A 23,026-nucleotide genomic window follows, 5' to 3' on the forward strand; every position below is an offset into this window, starting at 1 on the left:
CCGCTCTACCACCGCCAGGAGTCACCCCCGTGTCGATCATGCTGCCGCCCGGCCTGGCGAAGTTCTTCGGGATCGTGACCGGCATGAAGTGGCCGGAGGCGGACGAGGACAAGCTGCGCACCGCGGGCGACGACTACCTGGTGATCGCCGGCAAGGTCCCCGAGTTGCGTGCCTACCTGGTGGAGCTCGTCGCCGTCTGCAAGGACAGCTTCGAGGGCGAGGCGGCCGACGCCTTCGTGGCCCAGATGAACCAGCTGATCGGCGGCACCGGCGGCTCCGACTACGTCACCTCTGCCGGGCAAGTGGCCAAGCAGCTGGGGGACTTCGCCCACAAGGTGGCCAACCAGGTCGAGTACGCCAAGTGGATGATCATCGCCCAGCTGATCCAGCTGGTGGCCCAGATCGCCTGGGCCATCGCGATGCTGCCGATCACCTTCGGCGGCTCGATCGCGGAGGTCTTCGCCGCGTACAAGATCACCGGCGAGCTGATCAAGCAGATCTTCATCTGGCTGTTCAAGCAGCTCCTCCTGCACGAGTTCCTCTCCATCACCACCGGCATGGTGATGGACGGGATCATCCAGGGCATCCAGATCGGCAAGGGCCACAAGGACCACTGGGAGAAGGAGTCCTTCATCCAGGCCATCGAGATGGGCGCGATCAACGGCCTGCTCACCGGCCCGCTGGAGCTGCTCACCTTCGGTCTCGGCAAGGCCTTCGGACGGATCTTCGGCCGCGGCCTCAGCAAGGACCTGCAGGCCGACCTCAAGGCGCTGGCCGGCGCCGACCTCAAGAACCTCGCGGAGAACGAGCTGAAGTCGCTCGGGACGGCCGAGCTGAGGCAGGTCGTCACGCTGCTGCGCAACGACGCCACCCTCACCCTCAAGCAGGCCATCGCGCAGGTCGAGAAGAACGCCGTCAAGGACCTCGGGAAGAACGTCACGAAGAACGTGGCGAAGGACCTGGAGAAGAACGTCACCAAGGACGTGGCGAAGGACCTGGAGAAGAACGTCACCAAGGACGTCGGCAAGGAGGTCGAGGAGAAGCTCACCAAGGTCGAGACGCTCACCAAGCAGATGGGCGAGACCTTCGAGCAGGAGCTCGTGAAGCTGGGCATCGACCCGCAGCTCTCGAACGCCGCCGGGCGCCTGCTCGCCTCGCGGCTCGCCAGCGAGGGCGCCCGCTACGCCATCGACCTCGGCACCTTCAACAAGCTGGTGAGGACACTGGCCGAGGCCAGTGGCAAGGTCGAGTTCGGTGCGATCAAGGCGGACCTGAACGCCGTGGTCAAGAACATCAGCCAGGTCCAGAACGAGCTGAAGCACCTCAGCGGCAGCTCGCTGGACAGCGGGCTGAAGGACCTGGGCTTCCTCAGGGCGGAGGAGCAGCACCTCAAGGAGACGGTCAAGGCCACCCAGGACCTCGCCCAGCGCGCGGTGGGCCTGATGGACGGCCTGCACCCGCAGACCGCCGGGCAGTTCCTGTTCCGGCTCGGCGAGGGCGTCGGCGGCTACCTCAAGGGCGGCGTCCAGAACATCCTGACCGAGGGCAGCTACAACCTGACCTTCGGCGAGGACCACAAGTTCACCGTCTCCGCCGAGAGCTTCTACGGCGGCGTCGCGATGGGCGCGCTCGGCCACCTGGGCCACATGGCCGGCGGCCCGCTGCGGCTCAAGCTCCAGGACCTGCACCTTCCCAACTACGCCCGCTTCCCGCTGGCCGTGGTCTCCAACCTGATGGGCCACCCGACCTCGCTCTGGGTCTCCCGCCCGGAGGGAGGCGGCGGCGTCGGCGGGCCGCCGAAGGGGATCTTCGTCGGCGACAACGAGCACGGGACCGGCCCGCTCGACGGCGCCCGGCCGCAGAACCTGAAGACGGACTCGGACGGTTCCTCCAAGTCGTCCGGGAACAGCGGGAACAGCGGGAACAACGGGAGCAGCGGGAGCAGCGGGGACAAGACGGCCGCGGAGCCCCCGGCGGGCAACCGGACGAAGATGACCGGCGGGGACGACGGGGCGAAGAACCCCTCCGGCGGGCCCAAGTCCTCCGACACCTCCACGCCCGAGCCGCCGAAGCGGAGTTCGACGGTCGGCGGCGAGGAGACGGGACCGAAGCGGACGCCGGAGGAGTCCGCCGAGCCCGTGACGCCCCCCGCGCACGCCACGAGCTCCGCGGCGGAGACGCCCGGCCGGGTGCCGACCACCGGCGAGCACGAGGGGCAGGACCAGCAGCGGCCGGTCGTCCACGAGGAGCCGGACCCGCCCCGGCAGCAGACCACCCAGATCGACCACACCGTGCAGGGCGACAAGTCCGGCAACGACGCCCCGGCCACCCACCCGGCGCCGGAAGGCTCCACCACGCAGCACATGCAGCACCCGTCGGCGCCCGGCTACGGCGCGGCCTCGACGCACGGCCGTCCGCTGTCCCGGGAGGACCGCAACGCCTGGGTGGTCGGCGACCCGCCCTCCGAAGCGGCCCTGCGGGCCCTCAAGCAGCGGCCCGACGACGCCGCGCGCTACGCCCTGGTGATGCACACCAACGCGGACGGCCTGCCGACCCGCGACGGGGCCGAGCTGTCCCCGAAGGACGTGGCCGACGTCATCGTCGCCCTGGACGAGCACGGGCAGCTCAAGGGCCGGAAGGTCCTCGACTTCGTCGCCTGCGGCTTGAACGGCGCGGAGCACGTCGAGTTCGTCGCCGAGGTGATGGAGCACGTCTGGCAGGTCAAGGGGCTCACCGGACTCGGGGCGAGGGCCGCCGACGGGCCGGTCTGGGTGGTGCCCGGGTTCAGCGGCGCGAAGACGATGACGGCGCCGGGCGTCGGCAGCGGACACCTGGTCGTCGCCCGGAAGGTCGGTTTCAACGCGCAAGGCCGCCCGGTCGTCGAGGGTGGCGGCAACTGGCACGAGTACACCAACGGGAACGCCGAGCAGAAGCCGCCCGTCGAGGGGACGACGCCCACCGAGGAGCCCACCGAGGGGCCCGTCAACGAACCCCTGCTGCACGTGACCACGAAGCCCTCGAAGCTGCCGGACAACTACCTCCGCGGCGCGGTCGACAAGCCGATGCCCGACACCGGGCGGTTCGGCGACGAACCCCGGTCCGAGCAGGCGCCGCCGCGCGGATCCACGCCCGGGCACGAGTACCACTACACCGAGGCGCCCGAGCACGTCCGCGCCGAGGCGGACGGCGAGCGCGAGGCGCGGTGGCGGCGGACCCAGGAGGACCTCCAGGACACCTACGAGAGGAAGCTCTCCGACGCGGCCGAGCAGCACCTGAGGGATCCCGACGACAGCGGGCACGCGTACGACGAGGGCGCGGAGGCACGGCTGGCCGAACAGTTCGCCGAGGGCTCCGTGCGCTTCCCCGAGCACGCCCCGGCCGACCTGCCCGCGGCGGTGCGCCGCAGGGCCAGGGACCTGATGTACCGGGAGCTGGCGGAACGGCCGCAGGAGCGCGAGCGGATCCTCGCCGACCTCGACGGCCTGGTGCGCGTCGCGGCCGTGCGTGAGGCCTTCGTCCGGATGGCCCGCGAGCGGTTCGACCACGCGCTGGACTCCCTGGGCTCGCAGCGGCTCATCGGCGACGGCACCCGGCCCACCCACGAGCCCAGCCGGATCCCGGAGGCCGGCCTGGGCACGATCCGGGCGGACGCCGAGGGCGGGTTCCTCCAGCGGTCGGAGGACGAGGCGGCCCGGCTCTACGCCCGGCCGGAGGACGTCCCCGATCCGACGGCGGCTCCGGCGGAGGACGCCGGGCCGGTCCGGCAGGCCGAGGACGTCGTCGAGGAGGCCAGGGCACGGGCGGGCGAGGCGCTGGACCGGCTCACCGAGCGCCTGCGCGAGGAACTCGCGGTGCGCGCCGACCGGGAACGCGCCCTCGCCGAGGCCGACCGGCTGGCCGACCTGGCGGCCCGGGACTCGGGCTGGCACGACCGGCTGTCGGCGACCGACCGCGAGCTGCTGGCCGCCGCCGGGGTGACCGGGCCGGTGAAGCTGTCCGACGCCGCCGTGAAGGCGGTCAAGGAGCAGCTGCGCGAGCGGGTCACCCAGGACTTCGCCGAGATCGCCGGCCCGCTCGACCCCTCCGCCGGACCGCGCCGCGGGCGTGCGGAGGCCGTCGAGCGGTTCACCCTGGCCCTGGGCGGCCACATCAGCGGGCTGCCCCACGAGTTCGCCGTCCACGCGGCCCGCGAGGCGGCGATCCGCCGGGCCTTCGCCGAGGCGGAGCAGGCGGCCGGGTCCTGGCACCTGCAGCCCGAGGACAGCGCTCTCGCGGAGCAGTTCGGCGTCACCGCCGGGGACGTCCACCGGGCGAAGGAGGACGCGGCCCGGGACCTCGCCGAGGCCCTGGACCGCGAGGTCACCGAGTACGCCGACCGCCCGGACGTCCTGCGGCGCGCGATCGACGGTCTCACCGACACGGGCAACGTCCGCGACCTGCTGATGTACCGGGCCGTCCGCGAGGCGTCCCACCGCGTCGCCCGGACCACCGCCGACGTGGCGGCCCGCACCCACGACGGCCTGTCGGAGCACGCCGCCGAGCGGCTGACCGAGGGTCACGCCGACCGGACCGGCCGCGCCTTCGACGAGGTGTTCCGCACCCGTGAGGACCTGACGGCCCGCCGGGACGAATGGCGCCGCCGCCAGGACGAGCTGGCCGAGGAACTGGCCGAGCACGCCGCCTTCGAGCGGGAGGTCGCGCCCGCCCTCCGGGAGGCCGCCCGGGGCTTCGACGACCTGGCCCGGCCGCACGTCCTCGCCGAGGACCGGGCCGCCGTGCTCAAGCGCGAGTACGGTGACGAGTTCTTCGACCGCTACCGCGAGCTGTGGACCCTCGCCCACCTGGACGAGGTCTCCTGGCGCAGCCACGAGCGCACCCACGAGGACGCCTTCGCCCGCCGCGAGGAGCCCCGGTCGGAGGAGGCCCGGTCGGAGGAGGCCCGGGCCGACGGGGAAACGCGGCCCGAGGAACTCCGTGCCGACGAGCCCCGAGCCGACGAGCCCCGGCTCGACGAGGCGGAGGACCGCGGCCGCGAGCGCGCCGTCGACGAGATCCTCGACGTCCTGGCCCCGGTCCAGCGCGAGTCCGGCGGCGGGCGCCGCGAGCGCCCGGAGAGCCGCGAGGACACCGAACCGCGCGAGGACGCGGAACCGCGCGAGGAGAATGGCCCCGCGCACGAGGGGAACGACCCCGCGCACGAGGGGAACGACCCCCGCACCACGACCGAGACCGGGGAGCCCGTCGCTCCCGCCGAGCCGGTCCGGACGGTCGGCCGCAACGCGGACGACACCCCCGCGCCGGCCGGGCACGTCGAGGCACCAGTCGTGGCGCCGACCGTCGTCCACGGTCCGGTCGCCCCGCACGAGTCCGCCGACGCCGTGCACACCACCGAGGTCCGTCCCGGCGTGCACTGGGTGGCCGACCTCGGGCCCGCCCCCCGGGCCACCGAGCGGGCGCTCGCCCACTTCCCGGCCGACCCGGGCCACTTCACCCTCGCCTTCCACGGCACCGGCCCCGACGGCGCGCCGAGCCGGAACGGCCGGCCCGTCACGCCGCACGAGCTCGCCGGGGCCGCCCTCGACCTGTACGACCGGGGCGTGTGGGACGGCCGTCCGCTGCGCCTGGCCGGCTGCGACGCGGGCCGGGGCGGCGCGGACTCGTACGCCGCCCGCTTCGCCGGCGCGCTGCGGGAGCTGCGGCCCGAGCTGAAGGTCCAGGTGGACGCGCCGGGCGGCTCGCTCTGGTCGCGGCCGGACCGCGGGAAGGCCGACGGCACGCACGAGTTGGTGGTCGCCCGCACGGTCGGCTTCGACTCCGCCGGACTCCCGCGGGTCGAGGGCGGCGGGTCCTGGGTGCGACTGTCCGCCTCGCCGGACCACGCCGAGGTGCGGGTCACCCATGTGACCGGCCACCCCGGCGAGGACTCCGCTCCGGTGCCGACGAACCCCGGGCACCCGGCCCCCGAGCACCCGGCCGGGCCCGAGCACCGGATCGTCGAGCCGGACCCGGAGGCCCACGAGTTCGGCGTCGGACGGCAGGACCTGTACGCGAGGCCCGAGTACGACGCCGCGGTGCGGCGGTTCGAGGAGGCCGTCGGCAAGCTCGCCTACGACGACCCGAGGGCCCTGCGGGCCGCGCGCAACAGTGTGAACCGGCTGTACGAGGTGCTGAAGCGCGCGCACGAGGACCCGACCGGTGAGCGGGTGTACAAGGTCTTCCTGGGCGGAGACGTCACCTCGGCGGGGCAGGTCGGCGAGAACCTCACCCTGGACCAGTTCCACACGATGATCGAGACGAACGGCAACCTCCGTGAGCTGATGACCGCGTTCTTCAACGCCTCCTACGCCCAGGGGAACAAGGACACGGCCCCGCTCACCCTCAAGCACCTGCTGAACGACCTGGCCGACCGTCAGCCCGGGTCCGCCGACTACCGACTGTCCATGCTCGGCATGGACAACCCCCAGGTGCCGCAGCGGCTGGAGTTCCTCAACAGTCCGAGCCGGTGGTTGTCCTCCACGTTGTCCATGAAGGCCAGCTACTTCGCCAGGGACTACTTCGCCACGGGAGCGACCTTCCACAAGGCCACCTTCACGGAACAGACGGAGTTCCAGAGCAGCGCCAAAGCCCGTAAGGAGCGCCCGACCCCGATCCCGGTGGACGTGGCGGTGATCAACAGGGACATGCCGCTGAGCCCGCGCGAGCGCAGCTTCCAGGTGACGAATCCGCCCGGCGGCGTCCACTGGGTGCCGGGCGGATCCCGGTACGAGCTCAACACGGCGTCGGCGTGGTACGGGGAGACCCGCAACGACAAGGGACTGCACCTCACTGTCGGTCTGTCGGCCACGACGGCCAAGATGCTCACCGCGTTCCAGGCGCTGAAGGTCCCCGAGGTCTCTCCCGAGGACATGCTGCTGGCCCTGGTCGGCTGGATGCTGCCGCTCGGCGACCACACGCTCTACGAGATCCTCAAGGGCGCCGACCTGGCCCGGGAGCTCCCGCCGGTGCCGGCCGACACCCTGACCGAGGCGGCCGTCATGTACCGGCACGTGCCCGGCCTGCCCGAGGGCACGCTGCGTGAGGCGTCCGTGATGCTCCCGCACGAGTCGGTCTACCACCAGCTGGTCAGCCGGCCGCGCGACCAAGGCGGGTACCACGAGGCGGAACTGGCCCAGGTGGCCGTGGTGTGGGCGCGCATGACGGCGGACAACACCGCCAATCTCCTCCCGCACGAGCGGGAGTGGCTGGGCACCATCGGGCTGACGCCCGCCAAGCTCCGGGCGCGGCTGAGCCTGGCCCACGTCGAGGCCCTCAACATCTACACCGGGACGGCGTACCCGCTGATCAACGTGCTGCTCACGCACGACGGCGCGGTGACACTGGACTACGCGCTCGGCAAGCAGATCGACAACCTGCTGAAGGGGCCGGTGGACAACCTCCCCTCGGTCTTCCGGGACCACCAGGTCCTCGGGCCGCTGCTCGCGAGCGGTCCGCAGGCACGGACGGCCGAGGAGTCCGCGCGGGTCTCCGCGATGGCGATGGCGATGCTTCCGGCCCTGAAGACGGAGTTCCGGATCCACGCCGAGATGATCGTGGAGGCGCTGGACAAGCTGCCGGGCGCGACCGGGGTCGTCTACCGCGGCGAATGGGCGCCCGGCCGGCTGGACGGCCTGGAGAGAATGCTCCTGGCCGGGACCGGGGCGGGGAGCACCCACAGCAGTGCGGCGCTGCTGAGCACCAGCCGACTCGTCGAGACGGCGGAGAGGTTCCTGCTGCCCGACCGGGAGCTCACCAAGTACTGGCTGGCCCACCGCGTCCTCCGCCGGATCCGACTGGCGGGGGAGGGCGGTGTCGACATCACGCCGTTCTCCCGTTTCCTGCTCGAGGAACAGGAGATCCTGGTCAAGCCGGGAGCGGTCTTCACGTCCACGCACATCGGCAGGGGATCCTCCTACACCGGACCGTACGAGCGGGTCGACCAGGTGGAGACCGGGGCACCGCGACCGTTCGAGTGGCCGGAGGGGTCGCCCGAGTGGCCCCGGAAGCTGCACGAGGAGCTGAGGTCCGAGCTGACCCGCCTCGGCAACGGGACCGACCTGCGGTACGCCAAGGACCTGTGGCCGCTGGCGAAGGCGATCGGCGCCCACCGGGGAATGCCGGGCGCCGACGGCGCCGAGGCGACCACGCCCGACCCGGTCCTGGTCCGGCGGGCGACCGAACACGCCTGGGACACGGCCAGGATCGTCGCCACCCTGCACGGGGCGGCCGGTACCAGCCGCGCCGAACTCACCGACGTCTCGCTGGTCGTGACACTCGCCCGGACCGAACTGAGGTTCCCGCCCGACCGCCGGATCACCCTCGACGACCTGCACCTGTTCTCCATGCAGGTGACCCAGAACACCGAGGCCCACAAGCGCGATCTCCGCCGGCTGGTGGCGGTCGCCCGGGACATCACGTACACCGACCACGGCACGGCGATGGAGCAGCTCCGGAGGGCCTTGGCCGCGGCGGACCTGGCCACCACCGAGCAGGTCGGACAGGCCGTGCACCTGCTCGGTGACGCCTCCCCGAACCACGTGGCCGTCGCGCGGGCCCTGAGGGCGAGCGTGTTCCAAGGGGGGGACCACTTCAGCGTCCTGATGCCGACCGTCGACGGTGTGCCCCGGCTGGGCGGCGCCCCCCTGACCCCGGCCGAGGTCGCGCACGCCGTCTACAAGCTGACGACCGAGGGCGGGTGGGACCCCGCCCGCACACCGCTGCGCCTGCTCGCGACGGACCTGTACCCGGAGGGCCACCGGCCGTTCGCCGAACAGGTCCTCGAGCACCTGTGGCGGATGGACCACCGGATCACCGCGTACGCGGCGCGGGGGAAGGTCTGGCTCGTCCGGACGGACTTCGACACCTGGCACGTCGTCGCCGCCGAGCAGGCCGGTGTCAACGGAGCCGGGGAGACCGTGTACGCCGACCCCGGTACGTGGATCCGGCTGAAGTACGGCGTGCCCCCGGAGAGCACTCCTGCCTACTTCGACAGCGAGCTCACCCAGTTCACCGTCAACCCGGTGGCCAAGGGCGACATCGCGGGTCCGGCGCTCCACACCCTGCCGGTCGGCGGCGGCACCGCCCCGCCGAACTTCTGGGCCGACCACGCCGCGCTCGACCAGGCCGGGGTGGACCCGCAGCAGAACGTGGCGCCGCAGAACGCGGGCCTGCCCGCGGGGAACGCCGTCGGGGCCGGAGCGCCGCCGCACACCGGGCCGCTCGTGATGACCGTCGCGCACTGGTCCGATCCCGGCCGGCCGCTCCACGACGGTGCGGGCGGCAAGCACGGATGGGTGCTGGACGGCAGTGCGCTGCCGGAGTTCGGGTTCCTCAGCAAGTCGGACGCCTGGTTCCGGATCGTCGTGCACACCGACCACGAGGGGTACCCCACGGTCGGCGGATACCGGCCCGCCCCCGCGGAGATGCGCGCCATGATCCAGTCGCTGCAGCGGGACGGGCACTGGGACGGTCGGAAGGACATCGAGTTCGACGCGTGCCGCCTCGCCGAGGCCGACCGTGGCAACTACCTGCGGTCCATTCAGCGGGAGCTCCACAACGCGGGCCTGAACATCAGGATCCGGGCGGCCAGGCAGGACGTCTGGTTCGCGCCCGTCCCGGCGGCTCACGCCGACGAGCAGCTCCAGCCGACCGGGGGCCGGGCCTTCGTGGCGGCGGCCAAGGTGGGGTTCGACGCCGGCGGATTCCCGGTGATCGCCAAGGGAGCCGGCGTGTGGCTGGAGATCCACCCCTACGTCACGGGGGCCGCCCGGGCGCAGGAGAACTACGCGGTCGACCTGTCCGCGAGCGGCTACCAGCAGGTCGATCCCCACCAGGTCGTCACGGAACTCTCCGGCGACCTGAGGTTCGCCCGCGACGACGTCCCGCCGAACCACGACGGGATCGAGGAGGTGCACGAGGACGTCGCGTCGCAGCACGACGACGCGTCCGTGCACACCGGCGAGGACATGCACACCGGCGAGGATGTGCCGCAGCCCGGGCACACCGTGGTGGAGGCGGACGGCGGGCACGTCGTCCAGGGCCCGGTGGGGCCCGCCCGTCCGCCGCGGATCGACGAGCACGGCCTGGCCGCCTCGGACGTGCTGATCGGGCTCGGCAGCACCCGTACGCAGATCCTGGACCAGCTCACCCGGCGGTTCAGCCAGGTGCTGCACGGCGAGGAGCCGGCGGCCAGGACGCTCGCCGAGAGCCTGTTCGGCGCGGAGACGCTGCAGGCCAAGCTTGCCGCGCTGTCCCGCGGCGAGCGGTGGGACGTGCCGTTCTCGGTGGGCAGTTGGTCCGGCACCGTGCGGATGGAGGCCGAGGTCGGCCGCAGCAGCTTCGTCCGGACGGCCGAGAACTTCGAGTTCGAGTACGGCTCGGAGCGGCAGACCTCGGTCGGCGTGACCAAGGACCGGCTCTGGCAGCTGAACGCCGCCGCCCAGGGCAAGTTCAAGTTCGGCAAGCCCGCCGACCTCACCGAGACCGCCGGCTACCAGCACGGCCGGCAGCACGGGGTGACCGACGCGCAGGCCAGCCGGATGGTGGCCCGCGGCAAGACGGTGGAGACCGCCGCCCTGTACGACACCGGGTTCCACCTGACGGTGTCGTTCCTGGACCTCGTCCACCACGGCGCGGAGGTGCCCGGCGCGGCCGTGCCGCGGCCGGTCGGGCCGGTGGACGTGACGGCGCAGGTCGCCGTCCCGCTCCGGGAGACCGGTGGGCCGCTGCCGCTCGACGGACCGCCGCTGCTGCCGCCGCCCGGCTCGCGGGCGGGCGGGCGGCTGGCCGGCTCGCACATCGTCACCGACGTGTGGGCGGTGCCGCACCGGCCGGCGCCGGTGGAGACCGAGGCGGGGATCCCGCTCGGAGACCTGAACGCGCCCCGGCCCGAGGCCAAGGGCATGACCGGGTTCATCGCGGGTTTCGAGGAGCAGGCGGCCGAGCACTTCGGCGGCGACTGGCCCGCGCTGAAGGCCAAGCTGATCGAGGAGATCGACCTCGGCACGCTGCACCAGGACCTCAAGGCGCTGATGTCGGGCGAGACCCGCACCGTCGAGCTGGACGGCCTCCTCGGGGCGAGCACGGTCCTCACCCTGAAGAACGCCCGGATCCACCGGATCGAGCACACGGCCGACCTGCCGACCACCGAGTTCAACATCGCCACCGGCACCTCCCGTACGCACGTCGAGCAGTCCACCAGGAGCTCGGGGTGGCAGTTCCCGCTGCCGCTGAGCGCGAGCGGATCGGCCAAGAACGGCGGCGGCGGGGCCGGCGCGGGTGCCAGGACCGGCCGGGAGAAGGTCGGGCTGCACGGCGGCGGCGACGACCTGGGGCTGGGCACCAAGGTCAAGTCCACGGCGGCGGTGTTCGACGGCGAGGCGCGGATCGAGGTCGAGTTCGGCGCCCGGCGCCGCGGGCCGCAGACCGTCCAGGCCCGTACGGTGGACGCCGGGCTCGGGTTCCGGGTGGTGGTCGACCGCTCGGAGACCGTCCAGGCCCCCGTCCACGCCGGCGGGGACCAGGCGGGCCACGAGCAGGCGGGCCCCGTCGCGCACCAGGAGTCCACGGCGCTGCCGCCCGGCACCCTGGTCCCGCACCCGCCGACCGGCATCTGGCACGGCGCGGCCGAGTACACCGGGCTGCCCGTCACCACCGTCGTCCGCGACGTGCACAGCGTCGCCCCGCTGCACGCGCGGCTGGACGAGATCGGCCGCGCCCAGTTGGGCGAGAAGGCCTGGCGCGAGGTCCGGCAGGACGTCCTGCGGGCGTTCTCGCAGTCCGCCGTCGGCGCCCACCTGGTCGGCATGACCCACGACGTCCCGCTGCGCACCCCCGCGGTCACGCTCGGCGCGCTGAGCAAGCTCGGCATCGGCGTCACCGCGCACGCCACCGCGCTGACCTACCGGCGGGAGCAGGCCTCGGCGGACCTCAACCCGGTCCGGGAGAGCACCACCTTCGCCTCGCAGCGGTTCCTGAACTCCGACAGCCGCAACGTCACGGCGCAGGGCTTCGGCAAGGGGCCGGTGCACACCCGGGAGGACGTCCTGGACGGGAACGGCAAGCCGTTCCAGGACTCGCTCCAGGGCACCGCCACGGTCACCCACGAGGTGCGCGACCGGGACGGCTGGCGGGGCGGCGACTCGGCCAAGAGCTACGCGAACGGCAAGTACCGCAGCGCGCAGGTGCTCTACGACGCGACCTTCGAGCTGCACCTGACGGTGAACGGGAAGCCGCACGGCGACCCGGTCCGGCTGGACGCCTCGTTGAGCATGGAGCAGGCGCACACCGAGCCCCGGGCCCGCGGCAGCCGGGTCATCGCCAACCCCTTCGACGGGGTGGCGCCCCGGCTGGACGGGGCGCGTCCGCAGCCTCCGGTCCAGCCGGCCGCCGCCGGGCAGCCCCCCGCGCACCTGCGCGTGCCCGACCGGCTCGGCCACTCCGACGTGGTGCTGAGCGTCGGCCGGCGCGGCCCGAGCGTGCTGAGCGAGGTCGAGCGGGTCCTCGCCACGGCCGGCCCGGTGAGCGCCCGGGCCTCGGCCCGGCTCGCCGCGCAGCTCGACACGGCGGGCCTGACCGCCTCGCTGTCCCGGCTCAGCCGGGGCGGCCGGATGGTGCTCGCCGTGGACACCGGGAACTGGAAGGGCACGGTGGAGGTCTCCGTCGCCCCGCTGGCCCTGCGGCACCGGCGCACGGTGGACGGGTTCGAGTTCGAGCTCGGCAGCCAGCAGCGCACCACGGTCGGCTACAGCTGGGACCGGATGAGCCGCTGGCGCGGCGGCCTCTCGCTCAAGGGCACCGTCCCGCACGTGAGCGTCTCCGGCGAGTACGCCCGCACCCGGGACGGCGTCCGGGGCCTCACCATCGAGCGCACCGGCGGCACCAACAGCCGCGGCAAGAGCACCGAGACGGCCGAACTCTTCGACGGCGACGCCGCGTTCACGATCCGCTTCGCCCCGGACCTGCTCCACCGGCCGCTGGCCGGGACCACCGCGGTGGCACCCGTCGTGATCGCCGCGCCGCACCGCGAGGTGGTCCGGCCGCCGGTCGTCGACGGCCCGCCCGTCCGGCACCTGCCGGACCGGCGGTTCGGCTCCTCCGACATCGTCACCCGGATCCACCTCGACGGCGGGAACGGCCTGGTGCACACCGGGCCGGGAGCCGTGACCCGGGTGGTCACGAGCCTGGAGGACCGGGGCCGGGCGGTCCTCGGGCGGGACTGGACGGGGATGCGGGCCAAGCTCCTCGAAGCCCTCGACTTCGACCGGCTGCACCCGCTGCTGAAGCCGATGACCTCCGGCCACGAGATCGTCCTGACGCACGGCCGCAGCACCGTGCGGATCACCGCCTCGGTGGACCGGATCACCAAGTCCGGCGACGCCCCCCAGGTCGAGTTCAACATCGGCGCGGGCGCCCAGACCGCCTTCACCAGCTCCGAGGTCGGCACCAACTCCGGCAGCGGGCACGCGGACTCGGTCGGCGTCACCGTGCTGGCGACGACCGACCCGCTGGGCGCCGGCGTGGCCGTGGTGGCCGGCGGCGGTGTCACCCACACCCGCCGGCAGGACACGCTGGAGCACCGCCGGGACGTCCTGGTGACCGGGGCCGCCGTCAAGTCCAAGGTCGCGGCCGAGGCGCACCGGGCCGACGTCCGGCTGTCCGTGCTGATGGAGCGCCGGCCCGCGGTGCACCTGCCCGGCGACGGGCGGCCGGTGCCGACCCCCGTCCAGCCGCCGCGGTCCGGGCTGCGCGCGGCCGTCCACGGCCTGGCCGAGGCCGGGAACGCCGTCGTCCCGCAGTGGCGGCTGCGCCGTACGGTCGCGGAGACCGTCGTCCACGCCGACGTGCTGACCGAGCGCGACCGCGCCGCCGACGGGCCCACCGCGCGCGGGCAGCGGCAGGGCGTGGTCGCCGCGCGGGAGGTGCGGGTGCCGCCGGCCGAGGTGTTCACCTCCGGCCTGCGCCCCGGGGACGTGCTGCGCTGGGCCGGCGACACCTCGGGCCTGCGCGCCCTGCTCCGGATCGAGGGCCCGCGGTTCTTCGGCGAGGGCACCTGGAAGCGGCTGGAACCTATCGTCAGCGCGGGCCTGAGCCACGCCCAGCTCTCCTCGCTGCTGGCGCCCGCGACCGGGCCGGCCGGGCAGCAGCGGCCGGTTGCCACCCCGTCGGTCGGCCGGCGCTGGTTCGTCGACGACGCCGAGGTGACCGTCCGGCTCTCCCTCGTCCAGCTGGAGTACCACGGGGACAACGCCGCGGCGGCGCTCAGCCCGGCGAACGAGTCGGGCGGCGGCCATCGGAGCACCCGGCTGACCGGGCGGCAGTGGAACGTCCGGGCCCAGGCCGGTGCCCAGGGCGACCTCGGCGGCAACGTCGAGGGCACCGCCTCGCTGCTCGGCGGGGTCACCCACCGGCAGCGCGCGGGCGTGGTCACCGAGGCCGGCGGCCGCACCGTGGCCAACGCCAAGGCGGCCACCCCGATGGCCCGGTACACCGGCTACGTCAAGGTCGAACTGGACCTCCGCAACGGCGACACCGGTACGGCGCGGGAGCTCGGCGGCGACGGGTCGCCGGTCGGCCTGGTGCCGATCGAGCTGGAGATCCCGCACGCCCACACCACCCTGGGCCTCTCGCCCGCCGACCACTGGACGCAGTTCACGCCCGACCACCCCGGCGGCCACGCCCTGCCGCAGGCCCTCCCGCTCGCGGTCCAGGTGGCCCGTGCGCTGACCCCGCACCACGACGGGGGCGTGCACGTGCTGCACGACCCGACGGCCGCCCCCGCCGCGCGCGAGCAGGTCGAGCGGAACGTGCGCTGGATCCAGCAGGACCCGCGCTACTTCACCATCGCCTACCACGCCGTCACCGAGGACGGGGCGCCCGGCTGGAACGGCGGGACGCTGCACCCGGACGCGCTGGCCGACCGGCTGGCGGAGCTCCACCGCAGCGGCGAGTGGGACGGGCGGCCGCTGCGGTTCGCCGCCTGCGACGCCCGGGCCTACGCCGAGCAGGTGCTGACCGCACTGCGCGAACGGCTCCCGGACGCGGAACTGGACGCGTTCGTCACCGACGGCAAGCTCTGGGTGGCCCCGCACCAGGGCCGTACGCACCTGGTGGTCAGCCGGGACGTCGGCTGGGACGCCGCCGGCCGGCCCCGGGTGGAGCCGGGCGGCGAATGGCTGCACCTGCGGGTGCCCCCGGCCGGCGCGAACGAGCAGGCCGGTCCCCAGCACGAGCAGGCCGGGCCGGCGAACGAGGGCGCCGGCGTCGGCGCCGGCGAGGCCGTGCACGGGCCCGTCGTCCAGGTCGTCGCGGTCCACGGCCCGGCGCTGCACGACCCGCACCCGTTGGCCGAGGCCACGCCCGAGCACCCGATCACCGACCGGCGCGGCCTCCAGCCGCTCGGCACCGACCCCAAGCAGGCGCTCCACGCCACCCCGGAGCACCGGCAGCGGGCCGAGGCCTTCGAGGCGAAGCTGGGCGCCTACGCGTACCACCACCCCAAGGCGCGGGCCGCGGCCCGCAACGCCGTGCAGCGGCTCTACGACGCCCTGCGGGCCGCCCACCCGGACGTCGGCCAGGAGACGCTGTACAAGGTCTTCCTCCGGGACGACAAGGGCTCCGCCGGCCAGGTCGGCACGGACCTCACCCTGGCCGAGTTCCGGACCATGGTGGACACCGGCAACACCCGCGAACTGATGACCGCCTTCTACAACGCGGCGTACATCAACGACTCCGACCACGGACTGAAGAAGGTGCTGCAGGCGCTGCTGGAGTCGGGGGACGCCGGCTCCGCCCGGGCCGAGGCGATGGGCCTGGACCTGCGCGAGCTGAAGACCCAGGCGGACTTCCTCAACGGCGGCCTGGTCACCGTCCTCGGCAAGGTGCCCGGCCTGGACTCGATGTTCACCAAGGACCACTTCGGCACCGGCGTCGTCATCAAGCAGGGCGCACAGCCGCTCAAGGCCGGCAAGGAGTACCTGTCCAGCCTGGACGCCCGGGTGCGGCGCCCGGAGCCGCTGAACGACCTGACGGCGGCGCACTTCGCCGAGCACGGCATGCCGCTCAGCCCCAGGGAGCTGACGTTCCAGGAGCACGACGGCGGCGACGCCCCGCTGGGCTGGAAGTCCGGCCACTCGCTCAACACCATGAACGAGAAGTCCGCCTGGTACGGCGAGGCCCACCTCGACAAGAACATGCCGGTCAGCACGGGCATCTCGGCCACCACGGCCAAGATGCTGAACGCCTTCCGGCTGCTCGACGTCCGCGACAGCCGGCCGCAGGACATGCTGCTGGCCCTGGCCGGCTGGATGCTGCCGCTGCGCGACCACTCGCTGTACGAGATCCTCAAGGGCGCCGAGCTGCTGGGCGACCTGCCCCCGGTCCCGGCGCACGCCCTGGGCGACGTGTCCTCGATGTACCAGCACATCCCCGGCATCCCGCAGCACGAGGTCCGCGCCGCGCTCGGCGAGGACGGCATGCTGCCGCACGAGGCGGCCTACCACGAGCTGATGTCCACGCCGCGCGCCGAGGGCGGCTGGTCCGACGTGACGGCGGCGGCCTCGCGGGCGAACCGGGCGGCGTTCCAGGCCGCCCGTGACGGCGAGGCCGGTGTCCCGGCCCCGGTCGTCGGCTGGCTGGGCCGCAACCCGATGACCGCCCACGAGGTGCTCGACCGGCTGACCCCCGCGCACTTCGACGCGCTCGCGTACTACAGCGGTCCCTCCCACGCGCTGATCAACGTGATGCTGCGGTTCGGCCCGCTCAGCCGGCGGACCGCGCTGGAGTACCAGATCAACCGGCTGCTGGAGAACGGGTTCCCGCAGCTCCTGCCGTCCGTCCTCCGGCACGACCCGGTGCTCGAACCGTTGCTCACCCAGCCGCCGCACGCCCGTTCCGAGGCGGACCGGAAGGCCCTGCGGCCCGCCGTGAAGCGGCAGCTCCCCCGGATCGAACGTGAACTCCTCGTGCACACCGAGCTGCTGAACGAGGCACTGGCCAAGCTGCCCGCCTGGAGCGGGGAACTCTGGCGCGGCGAGCGGGTGGTGGGCCCGCTGAACGCGATCGGCAGCAGGCTGTCGCCGACCTACGCCGGGTCGACCTACCGCAACCGCGACTTCGTCAGCACCAGCACCGAACGGAACGTCGCCCGGAACTTCATGCAGACCCGACCGCAGCTCGCGATCACCCACCCCGCCCTGGTGCACTACACCGTGGACGGCGGCGGCAGCGGCTTCGACATCCAGCCGTTCTCGCACCAGCAGGGCGAGCACGAGGTCCTGCTCCGCCCCGGCAGCACCTTCGACCTCAGTGACCGGACGATCGTCCTCGACCCGGCGTCCCGGGAGTACTTCGAGCAGATCGAGCTCACCGAGCGGCCGGTGCCGGAGGCGTTCCCGAAGGCCACTCCCGAGGACCTGAAGCTGCACGAGAAGCTGGCCGAGCTGGCCAACATCCCGGTGCTGCGCACCCACGAGGACCTGTGGCCGCTGGCCGAGCACATCGGCGCGGACCACCGGCGCCCGCTCTCCGGCCGGTTCGGCGAGCTGCTGTCGGGCGAGGCGGCCCGCCGCGACGCGAGCACCAACGCCTGGCACACCGCGAAGCTCGCCCTGGAACTGCGGGGCGCGGACCGGATCACCCTGGACGGCCTCACCCGGGTGCGCCGCACCGCCGACCTGGTCCGCGAGGCCCTGCCGGTACCGGCGGGCCACCCGGTCACCAAGGCGCACCTGGAGGACTACGTCCGGAAGCTGCGCGGATCGAACGGCGACGAGGTCGCGGCTGCCGACCTGGAGCACCTGGTCACCCTGGTCGACGGGCTCAAGCGACCGGGCCACGCGGTGACCGTCGGCGCGCTGGAGCACGCCTGGCGCGACCCCGGGAACGCCCCGGCCTCCGAACTGCTCCCGCTGGACCGGCCGGACCTCTACTGGGTGGGCGGCCGGGGCGACGACTGGCGCACGCTCACCGAGTCGGTGTTCCCGCACTTCCCGGACGCGGCCTCCTACCTCACCCTGGCCATGCACACCTCCGGCGGCGTACCGGTCCTGGACCACGTCACGGTCGCGCCGGCGGACATCGCGCGCGGACTGCTCAAGCTCCACGAGGCCGACGCCTGGGACGGGGTGAAGCCGCTGCGCTTCGTCGGGTGCGACCTCAACCCCGTACCGAACCGGGAGTACGTCCGGGAGGTCATGCAGTTCGTCTGGGACGCCGGCCTGCACGAGGCGGTGGCCTACGCCGCCGACGGCCGGGTCTGGTTCACCCCGGCGCGCGACGCGCACGGCGCGGTGGACCCCGGGCGTCCCGGCCACCTGGTGGTCGCCTCCGACGTGGGCGTGACCGCGTCCGGTCGGCCGGTCGTCGTCCCCGGCGGCACCTGGCTGCGCATCGCCCGGGACACCGAGACCCAGGTGCTCGGCCCCTACCTGACGGGCGACCACGCCGGCGCCGAGTACCCGACCGTCGAGGAGTACCGCCTCCACGGCCGGCTCACCGGCGCGGTGAGCTTCGGCCACGAGACCCCCGTCCTCGACCAGCAGCACACCCCGCCGGGGGAGCACCCCGGTGACGGGCCCGGCCCCGACGCGCTGCCGTTCCAGGAGCTCACCCTCGCGCCCGTCGTCACGCCCCCCGTGGCGGCCGCGGTGCGGCACACCGTCTTCGACGAACCCGGCTACCGCACCCACGCCGAGGACTTCGAGGAGGCGCTCGGCACCTGGGCCGCCGGAGACCCCAGGGCGCTCCACGCGGCCCGCGAGGCGCTGCGCCGGGTGGCCGAGGAGACCGGGACGGAGGAGCCCGCCGGCCTCCTCACCGACGGGAGCCTGCCCGAGGTGATGCGGGCGTTCCACGAGCGGGCCGCCGCCCGCTTCCGCGCCGACCGCCCCGAGGTCCCGCAGGCCGACGAGGCCTGGCACGCGGACCTCGCGGGCCGGGGCATCCGCACCGTCGCCGGGGTCTCCCGCGCCGCGGCCGAGGCCATGGACGCCTACCGGAAGCTCGGCGGCGCCGAGCCCGAGCCGTTCGCCCGGGCCCTGTACGGCTGGCTGCTGCCGGACGGCGGGCACTCGCTGCACGAGGTGGTCGCGGGCATGAAGCTCGCCGGGGCGTTCCCGGAGCACGGGCACGCCGACGGCACCGGGCTGTACCGCGACCTGCCGGGAGTGCCGCTGTACGAGCTGCGCCCGCCGGTGGAGAGCTGGGACGGCAGCCCGATCGGTCCGGTCTCCGAGCACCCCGCGCCCGCGGCGCTGACGGACGGGCTGCCGCACGAGCGCGCCTACCTGGACTGGGCCGCGACCTCGCGGGAGGTCGACGGAGCGGTCCTCGCGGAGACGACGAACCGCCGGGAGATGCTGGCGGAGACCGAGCCCGCCCCCGCGCAGGGTGTGCCCGCCTACCAGGACTGGATGGCCCGTAACGGCGTCGAGAACGCCAAGGAGGTGACCGACCGGCTCGGCCACGCCCACTTCGTGGCGCTCTACACCTACACCGGGCCGGCCTACTCGCTGATCAACGTGCTGCTGAAGAACCCGGGCCCCGGCGCCGTACCCGCGCTCCGCGAGAAGATCGCGACACTGATCGCCAAGCACTACAAGGACGGGACCGCCCTCCCGAAGTCGATCGAGGACCTCGCGCGGCAGGCCGAGGGCACGTCCGGGCGCACCGACCCGTGGACCCTCGCCAGGTCCCTGACCGACGAGCGACTCGGCGCCATCCAGAAGGAGATGGCGCTGCACAGCCACCTGCTGGCGGACGCCCTGGAGCTGCTGCCCGCGTCCACGGGGACGCTGTTCCGCGGCGACGGCACCCTGGTCGACCCGTCGCGGCCGAACGGCCGCCCGGCCGGACCGGACTACGGCGGCGACGTCATCCTGCACCGCACCTTCGCGAGCTTCAGCCGCAACGAGAACACCTCGCTGGTCTTCATGCGGAAGTACGACGGGACGACGGAGTACCGGGTCCTGCTGGAGGTGGAGGCCACCGGCGTCAACGGCCGCGACATCGCGCCGTTCTCCTCGCACATGGCGGAGGACGAGGTCCTCTTCCTGCCCGGCGCCCGGATGCGGGTCACCGAGCGCACGCTCCTGGAGGCGGAGGACGGCGTCCCGTACGTCCGGCTCAAGGCGCGCGAGGAGCCGGCCGAGGACACCTCCGGGACCGACGACACCGCGCACACCGACAACTCCGCGCACACCGCGCACACCGCGCACACCGACGACACTGCCGGCACCGCCGGTCCGGGCACCCGTCCGGACCGCACCGAGCAGCCCGCGCCGCCGTCCGGCGGAGTACGGCTGGACGACGGCCGGACCGTCCCCGACGGGCAGCTGCTCACCCACCCGATCACCGACGCCACCGGCCGGGAGCGCGGACAGGCGCTCTTCGACGAGGGTGACTGGGCGTCGCGGTCGGCGCTCTACCCCGAGCTGAGCGAGGTCACCACCTTCGTCCCCCGCTCCGCCGACGGCGTCGCCACCGGTGCGCCGCAGCGGGTGCCGTGGGACGGGAAGCACACCTACTTCTTCGCCGCCCACGCCGGACCGCACGGGTTCGACCTCCCGCTGGCCGACGGCACCAAGGCCCACGGGGTCACCGGCACCGAGGTCGGCGGGCTGCTCAAGCGCAAGCTCGCCGACCTGGCCCTGAAGGCCGCCGACGCGCACGACCCGGTCGACGGCAGGCCGGCCTCGATCACGTTGCTCAGCTGCGAGTCCGCCGAGCACGCCCAGGCCGTCGCCCGGCAGACCGGACTGCCCGTCCACGCCCCGACCGGCCGCACCGGCGTCAGCGGCAGGCCCGCCGGCCCCGACGGTCCGTCGACCGCCGCCCTGTACGTCAAGGCCGCCCCGGACGGTTCGTCCGGGCTGTTCCGGACCTTCCACCCGGACCCCGCCGGCGACACCCCGGGCACGCCACCGCCGTCGGGGCCCTCATCCGGTGGCCCGACCAATGGGCCGCGCCCCGCGGGTGACGCGCTGGACAACATGTGGAACGGCGAGCACGGCGAGGGCCAGGAGCAGGCCGGCCCGGTGGTCGAGGAGTACGCGGACCGCGTGGTCCACCGCTACCCGGACGACGTCGAGATCCACTTCTTCCCGGGGGGAGAGCAGGTCCACTACCTTCACGACGGAGTCGAGGTCCACTACCTGACGGACGGCCAGCAGCTCCACTACGTGGACGGGCAGCTGGTCCAGCACGTGCAGTCGCAGTCGCAGTCGCAGGAGCCCGGGTACCGCCTGCTGGCCGACGTCCTCGCAGACCGGGGCGTCCGCGTCGACCCCGACCTCCCGCAGCCCCGGTACGCGGTGCCGCCGCCGCAGGAGGCGCTGGCCGGTCCGGAGCTGCCCGCCCGCCCCCTCGCGACCGACCGCGACCTCGACGTGGCCGAGCTGCTGGCCGAGCAGAGCACCCCGCCGATGTGGCGCCACGACCTCGGCCTCCTGTACCGCTGGGAGCGGCAGCGGCCGGGCATGCAGGACTACGAGCACGTCTTCGAGCAGGGCCTGGCGCCGAGGCAGGAGAACCGCCACGTCGACCTGCGGGACTACGTGGGGAACAACGAGGCGTCCTCCTTCGTGAGCACCACCCGCTCCGACCGGGCCCAGCACGTGGACTGGGGCACCCACCGCCGCTACGTGATCGACGCGCCGGGCGGCATCGACGTCCGGGCCACGCTGGAGCAGCCGGGCCTCACGGAGCTGGAGAACGAGGTCGCGTTCCCCGGCGGCATCGACCCGCAGTACGTCGTGGGCGTCGAGCTGGTGGAGGACGTCCCCCTGGACCCGGCGACGGGTGTGTACGCCGAAGAGGTCGTCTTCATCCCGAACGAGGCGTACTGGCCCAGCCACCGCGACTTCGAACAGGTCGAGCTGATGCGGGAGCGGGTGCTGACCGCCCAGACCGCCGACGAGCACGCCGACGAGCACTCGGACGAGCACGCGGACGCCACTGACGCGGAGGCCGAGCACTCGACCGACAGCGACTCGGCGAGCGACCACTCGGTCGACGACATCGCGAACGTGCTGAACGACCTCGCGGTGGGCTCCGACTCGGACAACAGCGCCGTGCCGCCGACCGGCGGCGGCCAGCTGCCGCCGTCCGCGGCCTGGCTCAACACCGGCCTCTGGCAGCAGCACGGCATCACCGGCCACCAGGCCGCCGAGGGGTTCCTCGCCAACGGCGGCTGGGAGCTGACCCCGCAGCAGTTCCACGCCATGCCCCGGGACTTCCAGGCCCGTTACGCGGAGGTGGAGTTCCTGCGCCGGATCGGCTACCAGCCGCACGAGGCCGAGGCCCGGGACGAGGCACTGGCGGAGATGACGCAGAACGTCGTCGACCTGGAACCCCACCACAAGGAGTCCCTGGAGTTCTACACGCAGCCGAGCGAGGACGGCGAGGGCGACGCCGCCGACGAGCTCTCGTACTTCCAGGTCAAGCAGGCCCAGATGGCGCGGGCCGTGAACCCCCAGCTGGACATCGCGACGGCGCTGCCGCACGGCGAGGCGATCCAGGAGCACATCACCGCCATCGACGAGGCCATCGAGCAGTGCCCGGTGACCACCCCCCTCCTCGTCAGCCGCGGCGCGCCGTTCATCGGGCTCCGCCGGCACCCGGAGAACCTGCGGTACGACCAGTTCGTCGAGGAGCCCACCTACGTCTCCGCCACCGTGGGGGGCCACCTGCACCCGTCCTTCGCCGAACGGCTGATCCGGATGCACCTGTTCGTGCCGGAGAACTCCAGGGGCGCCTACCTGCCGGGGCTCTCGGAGAGCCCGGACGAGCTGGAGATCCTCTTCGGGGGCGGCCTGCGCTGGGTCCCCACCCGGATCATCCCGCCGCTCGTCCCCCTGAACCGGCCCCTGGACGACGGGGAGGAGCCGGTGCCGCCGGAGAGCCAGTGGATCGTCTACGGCAAGCTGGAGGACCCGCCCGTGTACTCCGACGACGAGTTCGAGGACTACGGTGACTGATCCCCGCCCCCACCCCA

1 protein-coding gene is annotated in these 23,026 nt (G+C 73.6%); it reads left to right on the plus strand.

The window, feature by feature from the left end:
• Positions 1 to 38 precede the first annotated feature (38 nt).
• Positions 39 to 23,009, plus strand: coding sequence for a scabin-related ADP-ribosyltransferase (locus tag IE332_RS23235; protein WP_229928848.1), 22,971 nt, complete (start codon positions 39 to 41; stop codon positions 23,007 to 23,009).
• Positions 23,010 to 23,026: the final 17 nt, after the last annotated feature.

The sequence above is a fragment of the Kitasatospora xanthocidica genome (assembly GCF_014656195.1).
GTDB classification, from domain to species: Bacteria; Actinomycetota; Actinomycetes; order Streptomycetales; family Streptomycetaceae; genus Kitasatospora; species Kitasatospora xanthocidica.

Bases quoted from the DNA above. Each gene is read 5' to 3' on its own strand.
- IE332_RS23235 (WP_229928848.1), top strand. From the start codon at position 39: ATGCTGCCGCCCGGCCTGGCGAAGTTCTTCGGGATCGTGACCGGCATG.